The organism is Bordetella tumulicola (assembly GCF_054779135.1).
This window is the reverse complement of the sequence record NZ_BAAGYU010000008.1, coordinates 179,449-191,213: the sequence shown is the minus strand read 5'-3', so window position 1 is coordinate 191,213 and position 11,765 is coordinate 179,449. Positions and strand designations below refer to the sequence as shown.

Sequence of the window (11,765 nt, the reverse complement as noted above, 5' to 3'; positions counted from 1 at the left end):
GCGCTGCTTAACTGTTTTACGCTGATGACGGAGATCCTCTTGAAACGCAAAACCCTTACTCAATACCTGGTCGAGCAGCAGCGCTCCGAACAGGCCCTTGCACCCGAAGTCCGGTTGCTGATCGAAGTCGTGGCGCGTGCCTGCAAGGCCATCAGCCACGCCGTCAGCAAAGGCGCGCTAGGTGGCGTGCTGGGCAGCCTGGAATCAGAAAACGTCCAGGGCGAAGTGCAAAAGAAGCTCGATGTGTTGTCCAACGAAATCCTGCTGGAAGCCAACGAATGGGGCGGCCATCTGGCGGCCATGGCTTCCGAAGAAATGGAAACCATCCACCTGATCCCCAACCGCTACCCGAAGGGCGAATACCTGCTGTTGTTTGATCCCCTGGATGGTTCGTCCAACATCGATGTCAATGTGTCGATCGGCACGATTTTTTCGGTCCTGCGCGCGCCGCACCGCGTCTCCGGCACCGAAGTCTGCGAACAAGATTTCCTGCAACCTGGCAAAGACCAGGTCGTCGCAGGCTACGCCGTCTATGGCCCGCAAACCATGCTGGTGCTGACTATCGGCAAGGGCGTCGTCGGTTTTACGCTGGATCGTGAAATGGGCTCTTGGGTCCTCACGCACGAAAACATCCGCATCCCCGAGGACACCAAAGAGTTTGCGATCAACATGTCGAACATGCGCCACTGGGCTCCTCCGGTCAAACGCTATATCGACGAATGCCTGGCCGGTAAATCTGGCCCTCTGGGCAAAGACTTCAATATGCGCTGGGTCGCTTCCATGGTGGCCGATGTACACCGCATCCTGACCCGCGGCGGCATTTTCATGTACCCCTGGGATGCCCGCGAGCCCGGCAAGGCAGGCAAGCTACGCCTGATGTACGAGGCCAACCCCATGAGCTGGCTCGTCGAACAAGCGGGCGGTGCTGCCATCAATGGCGAGCAACGCATCCTCGACGTTCAGCCCGAAAAGCTGCATCAGCGCGTCAGCGTCATCCTCGGTTCGAAGAACGAAGTCGAACGGGTGGGCAGCTATCACGCGGAAGCGACAGCGGCGTAACGTTTGTTTGCTGGCGGGGGGATGGCGTTCTTTTGACGCCGTTGCCTCCGTGTAAATGGCCACCGCCAGCCTAATCACCTCGGCTCGGGCGCATACAGGCGCCCTCGGTCCCGCTACGCGGGACTACCCGAGGCTCAAAAGGCTGGCGGTGGCCATTTACACGGAGGCAACGGCTCAAATATCTGGCAACCCGACCGGAGCGCTCTACTACCGTGAGTTTCTGGGGCGTGCGAAGGGGCTTGTGTCGGCCAGTTTGAGAAATGGGCAGTCCCGCGTAGCGGGACCGAGGGCGCCTGTATGCGCCCGAGCCATTTCGATCTGGCCGACACAAGCCCCTTCGCACGCCCCAGAAACGTCTCAATAGAGACAATCCCCGCGAGCAGAGAAACTTGCTACGCTAGAACTAGAGCAACGCCACTTAATCGATGTCCTCGATGCTTTTGACGTCGTCTTTGTTGAGTCGGACGTTGCTGCCGTCTTTTTCGTATTCGTAGAAGCCGGTGTCGTCGTTGTATTGAGGCTCGTCAGCGGTCGTGATTTGACTGCCATCGCGCTGGGTGATGGTCGACGGTGTTGAGCAACCCGCGAGTACAGCAACGCCAGCGACAATCGAGACGAGCGTGAGGGTCTTTAGGTTCATGAAACAGTAACTCCGTAAAGCGTGTACGAATGTTCACTGTAGAACCTGGTTCACCCCTATTCCGTGACGGGATGTCGCCAAAATGCGTAAGACTGTAATGACACCACCCTGTAGGGCGGTGTCATAAATAGCCTGCAACGCACGTTACACTTTGGCATGGGCCTCGATGTAGTTGCGTACCAACAGAGCGTCGCAATCCATGATTTCGACGCGTTGGGGCAATGATTCGAGGTTGGCCAGGGCGGCTGGGGGAGGCACGGGCTTGCCGAGGGCGGCTTCGATGGTCTCGGAGAACTTGGCCGGCAAGGCAGTTTCCAGGACTAGCATGGGGATGCCTGGTTCGACGAACTCGCGTGCGACCTTGACGCCGTCGGCGGTGTGCGGATCGATCAGTATGCCGCTGGTGTCCTGCGTGGAGCGGATGACCGACAAGCGGTCTTCGTGTGTACTGGTGCCCGCCACAAAACCGTATTGCGTTTCGAATGCAGGCTTCAGATCGGATAAATCGAAAAAGCCGTCGCGCGCCAGATCGGACCACAGTGCTTTGACGCGTTGCGAATCACGGCCGACCAGATCGAACACGAAACGCTCGAAGTTGGATGCGCGCGAGATGTCCATGGAGGGACTGGAGGTGGCGTAAGTGCGCTCTGCGCCGCGCGGTCGGTAGATACCGCTACGGAAGAATTCTTCGAGCACGTTGTTTTCGTTGGTGGCCAGCACCAGGCGACGCACTGGCAAGCCCATGCTGCGGGCGATGTAGCCCGACAGGATGTTGCCGAAATTGCCCGAGGGTACGGCGAAGGAAACTTGTTGGCCGGGGCCGGACGTGGCGCGTAGCCAGCCGTGAAAGTAATACACCACTTGGGCAGCAATGCGCGCCCAGTTGATGGAGTTCACGGCGCCCAAACGATATCGGGTCTTGAAGTCCAGGTCACCCGCCAGGTTCTTGACGATGTCTTGCGCTTCGTCAAATACACCACGCACGGCGATGTTGTGAATGTTGTCGTCTTGCAAGGAATACATTTGGGCGCGCTGAAACGCGCTCATGCGACCGTGGGGCGACAACATGAAGACGGACACGCCACGCTTGCCGCGTAAGGCGTATTCGGCGGCAGAGCCTGTGTCGCCCGAGGTCGCGCCCAGGATGTTCAGCGTCGCGCCACGTTGCGTCAGCACGTATTCGAACACTTGGCCCAGGAACTGCATGGCGATGTCTTTGAAGGCCAGCGTCGGTCCTTCGGACAGTCCTAGCAATTGAAGCCCACCATCGAGCGGTCGCAACGGCACGATTTCCGCGCTGTTGAAAATGCCCTCGCGATACGCGGCATGCGTCAGGCGACGCAGGTCATCGGCCGGAATATCGGTGGCAAACGTGGACAGTACCTCGAAGGCGAGATCCGCATACGACAGGCTGCGCCACGACTCGAGCGTCTCGGCGGTGATTTGCGGCAGGGTTTCGGGCATGGCCAAGCCGCCATCCGGCGCCAGGCCTTCGAGGAGAATATCGGTAAACGCCTGCGGCGCCATACCGCCGCGGGTGGAGATGTATTTCATAGCAGATTCTCGACGCGCAAGCGGGTCACGCTGGAACGTACAAACGGCAGTTGTTCGATGGTGTGGATGGCGTGATCAATATTGCCCTCCATGGCTTGATGCGTCAGGAAAATAATCTCGGCGCCGCCAATATGCGAAGGCTGTTGAATCATGGATCCGATGGAGATGCCGCGTTCTGACAAAACGCGGGCGATATCGGCCAGCACACCGGGCTGATCATCGACACGCAGGCGCAAGTAGTAAGACGTGCTGATCTGATCGATCGGCAAAATAGCCATGTCGGACAGCGCATCGGGCTGGAAGGCCAGGTGCGGCACGCGATTGCCGGGATCCGCCGTATGCAGGCGCGTCACATCGACCAAGTCCGCCACCACAGCCGATGCGGTGGGCTCTTCGCCCGCGCCTTGACCGTAATAGAGCGTTGGGCCCACTGCGTCGCCATGCACCAGGACCGCATTCATGGCGCCTTCGACATTGGCCAGCAAACGCTCGGCAGGCACCAGGGCGGGATGCACGCGCAACTCGATGCCGTCGGCACGACGCCGGGTGATACCCAGCAGCTTGATGCGGTAGCCCAGACGCTCGGCATGAGCGATGTCTTCTTGGGCAAGCGTTGAAATGCCCTCGATATAGGCCTTGTCGAACTGAACCGGTATGCCAAAGGCCAACGACGCCAACAACGTAAGTTTGTGTGCAGCGTCCACACCTTCGACGTCGAAAGTGGGGTCGGCCTCGGCGTAGCCCAGACGTTGGGCTTCGGCCAACACCTCGGCAAAGGGCAACCCGCGCGACCGCATTTCGGACAGGATGAAATTGGTCGTGCCGTTGATGATGCCGGCCAGCCACTCGATGCGATTGGCCGTCAGGCCCTCGCGAATGGCCTTGATGATGGGGACGCCGCCCGCGACTGCGGCCTCGAACGTCACCATCACGCCTTGTGCGGAGGCGGCTGCAAAAATCTCGTTGCCATGTTTGGCCAACAGGGCCTTGTTGGCGGTGACGACATGCTTGCCGTTTGCAATGGCCTCGAGCACCAGCTCGCGTGCGAGCGTGTCGCCGCCAATGAGTTCGACCACGATATCGACATTGGGGTCGCGCACCAGGGCGTGTACATCGGTATCCACCGGCAGGCTCTCGCCAATGCGACTGCGCGCCTTGGCGACGTCACGCACGGCGATGCGGCTGATCTCAATGCGCCGGCCCGCGCGACGCGCGATTTCTTCGGCATTACGGGTCAGCACGCTCCAGGTGCCACCGCCCACGACGCCTAGGCCCAAGAGACCAATCTTGATGGGTTTCAGGTCGGTGCTCGGCTGAACTGCCCCCGAGACGGGCTGGGTACTTGCAGCGATTTTCATTTCAGATTTCCAGAGTGCGATGCCCTGCCCATCGCGCGTAAATCGACAAGAAACAGGGTCATTTCAACAGGCCGTCCTTGCGGAACATCTCTTTGATACCGCGCACGGCCTGACGCGTACGTTGTTCGTTTTCGATCAGGGCAAAACGCACGTACTCGTCGCCGTACTCGCCAAACCCGATACCGGGCGATACCGCGACCTTGGCTTCCGACAGTACACGCTTGGCGAACTCCAGCGACCCCATGGCCCGATACGGCTCGGGAATCTGTGCCCAGATGTACATGGATGCCTTGGGAATTTCGACATTCCAGCCAGCCTCGTGCAAACCGCGCGCGAGCACATCACGGCGGCTGCGGTACTGCTCGACGACCTCGTTGACGCACTCTTGAGGGCCATCGAGCGCGGCAATGGACGCGACCTGGATGGGCGTGAACGTGCCGTAGTCGTGATAGCTCTTGATACGTGCCAGGGCATTGACCAGCTCGCGATTGCCCACCATGTAGCCAATGCGCCAGCCAGCCATATTGTAGCTTTTGCTCATGGTGAAAAACTCGACCGCTACATCGCGCGCACCCGGCACCTGCATGATGGACGGCGCCACATAGCCGTCAAAACAGATATCCGCGTAGGCCAGATCGTGCACCACCAGGATGTCGTGTTCTTTGGCGAGTGCAACCACGCGTTCAAAGAACGACAGATCCACGCACTGCGCGGTGGGATTGCTGGGGAACCCCAGCACCATCATCTTGGGCTTGGGGATCGACTCGCGAACGGCGCGTTCGAGCTCTTCGAAGAAGTCCACGCCCGGCGTCATACGTACCGAACGAATATTGGCGCCGGCGATCACCGCGCCATAGATATGGATAGGATAGCTGGGGTTGGGTACCAGCACAGTATCGCCACGATCCAGGGTGGCCAGCATCAGGTGGGCCAGGCCCTCTTTGGATCCGATCGTGACGATCGCCTCGCTGTCGGGATCGAATTCGACGTCATAACGGCGCTGATACCAGTCACAAATCGCTTTGCGCAGACGCGGGATACCCTTGGACACCGAGTAGCCATGGGTGGTGGGCCGCTGCGCGGCCTCGACCAGCTTGTCGACGATGTGCTTGGGCGTCGGGCCGTCGGGATTACCCATGGACATGTCGATGATGTCCTCGCCCCGGCGCCTGGCGGCCATCTTGAGCTCGCCGGTAATGTTGAACACGTACGGGGGCAGACGCTCGATGCGGGAGAATTGCCTCATGGGGACTATTCCTTGATGTGGGCGGGGAGTGACGGACATTTGCAGTGCAGCAAAACTCAGTAATCTAGCGCAAGCGGGCCCAAGCGGCAAATGGGTGTATTCCGTCCCCATTCCCAATTGATACCCTGCAACATCCCTTTGGTCTGATGCGCTATTATCTGACGCAGATAGACGGAGTTTTTATTGAAGCTGCACACCGACCCTGCATCGGCCCTGAATACCGTCACCGCCTACGGCGACGGATACATTGAGGTCAACCAGGTGCGATTTTCCCACGCCGTGGCCTTCGGCCCTGAAGGCACTGTCGCCGAATGGCCCGTTCAGGCCGCCGCGGAAATCACCACCTCTCTCTTACAACAGGCTGCCGGGCTCTCCGAGACCAGGCGCGACCCCCTGGACTTTCTGGACGAACCCGAAGGCGGTTCCCCGGCCCATGGGATCGGGCCCGAAGTGCTGATCGTGGGCACCGGGGGCCGGCAACGACTGCTGAGCCAGGAAGTCTTGCGCCCTCTGTTGATGGCCGGCATCGGCGTCGAGGTCATGGACACCCAGGCCGCCGCCCGTACCTATAACATCCTGATGGCAGAAGGCCGGCGCGTCATCGTCGCCCTGCTGCCGACCCAAGGAGATCTGCCCGCATGACCACGCTCATCGGTAAACCCGCCCCTCTTTTTACCGCCGAAAGCACAATAGGCCCGATCAGCCTGGAGCAATGCCAGGGTCGCGCCGTCGTGCTGTATTTCTATCCCAAGGACAACACCCCGGGTTGCACCACCGAAAGCCAGAATTTCCGTGATTTGCATGCCGACTTTCTCGACGCAAGCACGGTCGTCGTGGGAATCTCGCGCGACTCGCTAAAGTCACACCAGAATTTCCAGGCCAAGCAAGAATTGCCTTTTCCCCTTATCTCGGATGCGGACGAGACGGTATGCAATCTGTACGGTGTCATCAAGCAGAAGAACATGTACGGTAAACAGGTAAGAGGCATCGAACGCAGTACGTTTTTGATTGATGCTTATGGTCGGCTCGTTCAGGAATGGCGCGGGGTAAAAGTCCCCAATCACGCCAACGAAGTCCTGCAAGCCGCCCGCAGTATTGGTTAAGTCCCGTCTAGGAATCCTAGTCAGGCGCTAGAGCTGGCCCCCCAGGAGAAAACCCTATATGCCACTACCTAAGTTGCCCTCCCGACCCGCAGCTATCCTGACGTTCCCCTCGGGCGAAGCCGCCCGAACCAGCACCCGCAGCAAAAAAACCACACCTCCCCCATCATCGGCGCCCGTCGAGGCGATCAATGATCAGTCGGTGCAACCCGAACTAGAAGGCCTCAAATCCCAGGCCCAATCGCCGGCGACAACACCCGATATCACCCCTCTTGCCCCCGCCGCGAACGTGCGCGGCGCCCGCGCCAAGCCGGCCACGACGCCGGCCCGCAAACCCAAAGCGCGCACGCAGACCGACGTTCGCAAACTGTTTGTCCTGGACACCAACGTCCTGCTTCACGATCCCAGTTCGCTGTTCCGATTCGAGGAGCACGACATTTTCCTGCCGATGATGACGCTCGAAGAGCTGGATCATCAAAAGAAAGGCATGTCGGAAGTCGCCCGCAACGCGCGCCAGGTCAGTCGTTCACTCGACGCTCTGGTCAACGATGCGGAGCAATTGGACAAGGGGCTGGAGCTCAGCGCGCTGGGCAATAAAGACGCTACGGGTCTGCTTCTATTCCAGACCACGGCCATACACAGCACCCTGCCCGCCGATTTGCCCATGGGCAAGGCCGACAACCAGATTTTGGGTGTTGTGCGCGCCTTGCAGGAAAAATACCCCCAACGCGAGGTCGTGCTGGTGTCCAAAGACATCAACATGCGCCTGAAGGCCCGCGCCCTGGGCATGGCCGCCGAGGACTACTACAACGACCACGTCCTCGAAGACTCGGACCTGATGTATACGGGCGTGATGCAATTGCCCGATGACTTCTGGAACCGGCACGGCAAGGACGTCGAGTCGTGGCAACAAGGTGGCACCACGTTCTATCGCATTCATGGACCGCTGTGCTCGCAGTTCATGGTCAACCAGTTTGTGTACTTCGAGGGCCAACTACCCTTGTATGCGCAGGTCCGCGAGGTCAGCGGTAAAACCGCCGTGCTTGCCACGCTGCGAGACTACACACATGGCAAGAACAATGTGTGGGGTATCACTGCGCGAAATCGCGAGCAGAATTTCGCCATGAACCTTCTGATGAACCCCGATTGTGATTTCGTATCACTGCTGGGTCAGGCAGGGACGGGCAAAACGCTATTGGCCCTGGCCGCGGGCATTACCCAGGTACTCGAGACCAAGCGCTACACCGAGATCATCATGACGCGCGTGACGGTACCGGTCGGCGAAGACATCGGTTTTTTGCCCGGCACCGAGGAAGAAAAAATGCTTCCCTGGATGGGGGCACTGGAGGACAACCTCGACGTGCTCAACATGAACGAGGCCGACGGTGGTGGCGACTGGGGCCGCGCGGCCACGATGGATCTGATCCGTTCGCGCATCAAGGTCAAATCGCTGAACTTCATGCGGGGCCGCACGTTCCTGAACAAGTACCTGATCATCGACGAGGCCCAAAACCTGACGCCCAAGCAAATGAAAACGCTGGTAACCCGGGCAGGTCCGGGCACCAAGGTGGTTTGCCTGGGTAACGTCGCGCAGATCGATACCCCCTACCTGACCGAAGGCAGCTCCGGCCTGACGTTTGTGGTGGATCGATTCAAAGGTTGGCCTCATGCGGGACACGTCACGCTACAACGTGGCGAGCGCTCGCGCCTGGCCGACTATGCGGGCGACGTGCTGTAATCTTTTTCCTGCCTTGGCAGAATGCCGCCACCCAGCGTCCTCGTGACACAAGGTGGCGGTTTTTTTCTCTGAATCGCAATGATTATGTCTACCCTCCTTCCCGTCGGCATCACCATGGGCGATGCTGCCGGCATTGGCCCGGAAATCATCGTCAAGGCCTGTGCGCAGGGCTTGAGCGCTCCGACTATCGTCTACGGTGACGTCGCCACGCTGCGGCGTGCGGCCAACACACTCGGCGCGCGGCTGGAGATTGTCGAGATCGATGATGTCAGCCATGTCACCGGTACGCCGGCACGCATCGAGGTGATTGCCCGCAGTGCACCGCTGCCGGCCGATCTCCCGCTGGGGCACATCAGCGCCGCCGCGGGGCAGGCGGCCTACGACTATCTCTGTGCCGCGATCGACGATGCACAGGCCGGCCACATTCGGGCAATCGTGACGGCGCCCCTGAACAAGCACTCCATGCATTTAGCCGGCATCGACCAGCCCGGGCATACGGAGATTTTGGCGGAGCGCTCGCAGACGACCGATTTCGCCATGATGCTTGCCAATGACGAACTCCGCGTGTTGTTGGTGACCATCCACATGGCATTGGCCGATGTGCCGCGTGCGATTACGCTGCCCGCTGAACTGCGCGCCATCCGCCTGGCCGATCGCGCCTGTCGCCAAATGGGGATTGCCCAACCGCGTATCGCCGTCGCAGGGCTGAATCCGCATGCGGGCGAAGACGGCAAGTTTGGACGCGAAGACCTGGACGTCATTGCCCCGGCCATCGAACAAGCTCGCGCCGAAGGGCTGCAGGTTTCTGGTCCCTGGCCTGGCGACACGATTTTCATGCGTGCCCGACGCGGTGAGTTCGACATTGTCGTCGCCCAATATCACGATCAGGGATTGATTCCCGTGAAGTATCTGGGCGTCGATCAGGGCGTGAATGTCACCGTGGGCCTGCCGTTCATACGCACCAGTGTCGATCATGGCACGGCTTTCGATATTGCAGGCAAAGGTATCGCCGATCACTCGTCGCTCGTGGCGGCGTTTGATTTAGCGCTGGCAATGACGCCGTAGCCGAGGCAAGTCGGGCTGCGACTATCGTCTTTGCATGAAATGCCTATTTTCTGTTTCTGAGTTCGGCCGCTAGCCGAGTGCGTGCCAGCCTGCCCGCGGCAGCCCTGCTGGCACCTTGCCAGTATTCCGGATCCACATTCTGGATGCGTCCTGCGGTATTCAGCATATGGTGAAACGCCGTAGCGCGTGCCGCATCGACTTCCTGGTTTTCAATTGCCGCGCGTATCGCCTCGTGTTCGTTGCGCACATCGTCAGCCAGTTGCGCCTGACGTGCCTCGTTGCCGCGCGTAACCCGTATGGCATCTTTCAACGCTCGGGTCAGCATGCCAAGCAGCGCCGGGTAATGCGGATTCCCGGTCGCCCGGGCGATGGCAATATGAAAAGCCAAATCTTCTTCCACGCCATCCCCTCCCATCTCAACGGCGCGATCGATGTCGGCGAGCGCCCGATTGATGCGCAGCATATCCTGCGGGGTGCGTCGCTCTGCCGCTAAAGCAGCCATTTCGCCTTCCAGGCCACGGCGCAGCTCAATGATACGCAGTACGCCACGAGCAAGATCTTCGTCGGGTTGGCCAAGCCGGAACGAATCGCTGGACGAGGGGTCGAGCACGACCGTACCGCTACCCTGACGGGTGTCCACCAAGCCCGCCGACTTGAGGCGCGAAAGCACTTCTCGGACGACCGTACGGCTGACGCCATACTGCTCCGTCATGAATCTTTCAGTGGGCAGCCTTGAGTTCACGGGATATGCGCCGCAGCGTATCTCCTGAGCGAGCATATCCGTAAGCCGGTCGGACAGTGTCCTTTCACCGTTTTTATTGTTCTCTTGCATGACTCTACGAGTCCCTTTTAATCCCTGTTTGCAGGGCTGGAAGCTTAGCCTCTTATCCGGCGATCTGGCCGCGACGACTAGGGAAATACTAGGCGTTCGAAATCTTGTTGATAAATTGGTACTATGAATTGATAATATCAAAAAAACAAACAGGAGGCATGGTGCGAGATGGAAGCCAACGGAACAAAACCCAAGGCATACCTGTGCCGTCGGTTCACGGAAAATGTCGAAGCCGCGATGGACGATCGGTACGATTTGCGTCGCAACGAGCACGATGGCATCTTGTCCCCTGACGAGATCGTGCACTGCGCGCAAGGATCCGAAGTGCTGTTCGCGAGCGCGACCGAGCAAATCAACGAAGGCGTTCTACGTCGACTCGCTCCCACGTTGCGCTACGTCGCAACACTGTCCGTGGGCTACGACCACATCGATATGGCCGCGGCGGACGAATTAGGCATCGGGGTCTTGCACACGCCGGACGTATTAAGCGATGCCTGCGCAGAAGTGGCAATGATGTTGATGCTCAATGCATGCCGTCGTGGATACGAAGCCGATCGCATGGTGCGCACGAACCAGTGGCCGGGATGGGCTCCCACCCAATTATTGGGAATTGGCCTGAAAGCAAAACGGGTTCTGGTGTTCGGCATGGGCCGCATCGGTCGAGAAGTCGCGGCACGCGCCCGAGCCTTCGGCATGGAAATTCACTATCACAATCGTCGCGCGCTTGCGCCGGAACTGGCCGCCGGCGCCCTCTATCACGCGGACCTCGACGACGCACTACGCATTGCCGATGTACTGGTCATCGCCGCACCCGGCTCCCCTGAACTGAAAGGCGTCATCAATGCTGAGCGTATCGCGCTCATGCCCCCGCGTGCTGTATTGGTGAATATATCGCGCGGTGACTTGGTGGACGATGACGCGTTGATCAGCGCACTATCAACTGGGCGCCTGTTTGCCGCGGGACTCGATGTCTATGCCAATGAACCCAACATCGACCCGCGCTACCGCACGCTCGACAACGTGTTCCTGTCCCCACATATGGGTAGCGCCACCCAGGAAACCCGCGATGCCATGGGCTGGCTATTACTCAATGGCCTGGATGCCCTCCGCCAGGGCGACATGCCCGACAACTTACTCAATCCACGCAGCACTCCCCCTTTTTCATGAGGCCCC

At 59.6% G+C, this 11,765-nt stretch carries 11 protein-coding genes; 6 read left to right on the top strand and 5 right to left on the bottom strand.

All coding sequences use genetic code 11. The features are described 5' to 3' along the window. Positions 1-39: 39 nt before the first annotated feature. Positions 40-1,059 carry a class 1 fructose-bisphosphatase gene (locus tag ACYVDM_RS16125; protein WP_415786967.1) on the top strand — a complete coding sequence of 340 codons (1,020 nt, stop codon included), beginning with the start codon at positions 40-42 and terminating at the stop codon, positions 1,057-1,059. 418 nt (positions 1,060-1,477) lie between these two features. Here ACYVDM_RS16125 and ACYVDM_RS16120 read toward each other — a convergent pair whose 3' ends face one another. The 4 genes from ACYVDM_RS16120 to alaC form a co-directional block, all read right to left on the bottom strand. Next, positions 1,478-1,699, bottom strand: a complete 222-nt coding sequence (locus ACYVDM_RS16120) for a YgdI/YgdR family lipoprotein (RefSeq protein ID WP_415792326.1) — start codon at positions 1,697-1,699, stop codon at positions 1,478-1,480. A gap of 144 nt (positions 1,700-1,843) precedes the next feature. Beyond that, positions 1,844-3,253: a threonine synthase gene (gene thrC / locus ACYVDM_RS16115; RefSeq protein WP_415792327.1), complete on the bottom strand. Its 1,410-nt coding sequence runs from the start codon at positions 3,251-3,253 to the stop codon at positions 1,844-1,846. Next, positions 3,250-4,554 (bottom strand): homoserine dehydrogenase, encoded by a 1,305-nt coding sequence (locus ACYVDM_RS16110; protein WP_415792501.1) that lies wholly within the window; start codon positions 4,552-4,554, stop codon positions 3,250-3,252. The genes thrC and ACYVDM_RS16110 overlap by 4 nt, the downstream gene beginning before the upstream one ends. Positions 4,555-4,669: 115 nt before the next feature. After that, on the bottom strand, positions 4,670-5,857 hold the full coding sequence (gene alaC / locus ACYVDM_RS16105; RefSeq protein ID WP_460475423.1) for a pyridoxal phosphate-dependent aminotransferase: 1,188 nt from the start codon (positions 5,855-5,857) through the stop codon (positions 4,670-4,672). A 183-nt stretch (positions 5,858-6,040) separates the two neighbouring features. Here alaC and ACYVDM_RS16100 point away from each other — a divergent pair, with 183 nt between their 5' ends. The 4 genes from ACYVDM_RS16100 (at position 6,041) to pdxA (ending at position 9,760) form a co-directional block, all read left to right on the top strand. Next, positions 6,041-6,499, top strand: coding sequence for an Mth938-like domain-containing protein (locus ACYVDM_RS16100; protein ID WP_415792329.1), 459 nt, complete (start codon positions 6,041-6,043; stop codon positions 6,497-6,499). Further along, entirely contained in the window at positions 6,496-6,960 is a 465-nt protein-coding gene (locus ACYVDM_RS16095) for a peroxiredoxin (RefSeq protein ID WP_415792330.1), read from the top strand. The genes ACYVDM_RS16100 and ACYVDM_RS16095 overlap by 4 nt, the downstream gene beginning before the upstream one ends. 58 nt (positions 6,961-7,018) lie before the next feature. Continuing rightward, on the top strand, positions 7,019-8,695 hold the full coding sequence (locus ACYVDM_RS16090) for a PhoH family protein (protein ID WP_415792331.1): 1,677 nt from the start codon (positions 7,019-7,021) through the stop codon (positions 8,693-8,695). An 84-nt stretch (positions 8,696-8,779) separates the two neighbouring features. Next, positions 8,780-9,760, top strand: a complete 981-nt coding sequence (gene pdxA, locus ACYVDM_RS16085) for a 4-hydroxythreonine-4-phosphate dehydrogenase PdxA (protein WP_415792332.1) — start codon at positions 8,780-8,782, stop codon at positions 9,758-9,760. Positions 9,761-9,803: 43 nt separating this feature from the next. On the opposite strand, the gene ACYVDM_RS16080 is transcribed toward pdxA, so the two are convergent. Next, positions 9,804-10,592: a FadR/GntR family transcriptional regulator gene (locus tag ACYVDM_RS16080; RefSeq protein WP_415792333.1), complete on the bottom strand. Its 789-nt coding sequence runs from the start codon at positions 10,590-10,592 to the stop codon at positions 9,804-9,806. Between the two features lie 168 nt (positions 10,593-10,760). Here ACYVDM_RS16080 and ACYVDM_RS16075 point away from each other — a divergent pair, with 168 nt between their 5' ends. Then, positions 10,761-11,759 carry a 2-hydroxyacid dehydrogenase gene (locus ACYVDM_RS16075; RefSeq protein ID WP_415792334.1) on the top strand — a complete coding sequence of 333 codons (999 nt, stop codon included), beginning with the start codon at positions 10,761-10,763 and terminating at the stop codon, positions 11,757-11,759. Positions 11,760-11,765 lie beyond the last annotated feature (6 nt).

Bases quoted from the DNA above. Each gene is read 5' to 3' on its own strand.
- ACYVDM_RS16080 (WP_415792333.1), bottom strand. From the start codon at position 10,592: ATGCAAGAGAACAATAAAAACGGTGAAAGGACACTGTCCGACCGGCTT.
- alaC (WP_460475423.1), bottom strand. From the start codon at position 5,857: ATGAGGCAATTCTCCCGCATCGAGCGTCTGCCCCCGTACGTGTTCAAC.
- ACYVDM_RS16095 (WP_415792330.1), top strand. From the start codon at position 6,496: ATGACCACGCTCATCGGTAAACCCGCCCCTCTTTTTACCGCCGAAAGC.
- thrC (WP_415792327.1), bottom strand. From the start codon at position 3,253: ATGAAATACATCTCCACCCGCGGCGGTATGGCGCCGCAGGCGTTTACC.
- ACYVDM_RS16090 (WP_415792331.1), top strand. From the start codon at position 7,019: ATGCCACTACCTAAGTTGCCCTCCCGACCCGCAGCTATCCTGACGTTC.
- pdxA (WP_415792332.1), top strand. From the start codon at position 8,780: ATGTCTACCCTCCTTCCCGTCGGCATCACCATGGGCGATGCTGCCGGC.
- ACYVDM_RS16120 (WP_415792326.1), bottom strand. From the start codon at position 1,699: ATGAACCTAAAGACCCTCACGCTCGTCTCGATTGTCGCTGGCGTTGCT.
- ACYVDM_RS16075 (WP_415792334.1), top strand. From the start codon at position 10,761: ATGGAAGCCAACGGAACAAAACCCAAGGCATACCTGTGCCGTCGGTTC.